The following is a 506-nucleotide window of genomic DNA, read 5'->3' as shown; positions in this document are numbered from 1 at the left end:
CTTGAGCATCTTGGTAGGCCTTTGCGTAGCCTTCCTTGATGTAATCTTCTGCATCGCTGTTTTGTGCATCATCGTTTAATGCCTTAGCACTATCTAATTCATCAGCAGCTTTGATAACTGCTTGAGCATTAGCCAATTTTTCACTAGCTGTCTTTTGGGCAGCGTTAGCGTTATCTAAAATTATTTGCGCATTGGCAACATTTTGTTCAAGTTGATGAAGTTGACTATATTTATCATAAGCAGCAGTTTGAGCATTTAACGCTTGGTCAGCATCCTTTTGAGCAGTTGCCTTAGCAGCATTTGCAGCATCTAACTTAGCATTTGCATCCTTAACATTAACAGCTGCATCATCGTTAGCCTTTTGCAAAGCAGCCATAGCGTCATCAAGAGCTTTTTGAGCATCTTGGTAAGCTGCTTCATAGCCTTCCTTGATGTAATCTTCTGCATCACTGTTTTGTGCATCATCGTTCAATGCCTTAGCTTCTTTAACTGCTTGGTAAGCCTTA

At 40.7% G+C, this 506-nt stretch carries 1 pseudogene; it reads right to left on the bottom strand.

Annotated elements, in window-relative coordinates:
• Positions 1-506 (bottom strand): annotated as a pseudogene (locus LMB57_RS00355) (hypothetical protein); the annotation flags it as partial.

This window comes from Limosilactobacillus secundus (assembly GCF_020784695.1).
Taxonomy (GTDB): domain Bacteria; phylum Bacillota; class Bacilli; order Lactobacillales; family Lactobacillaceae; genus Limosilactobacillus; species Limosilactobacillus reuteri_F.
This window is presented reverse-complemented; position numbering and strand designations above follow the sequence as displayed.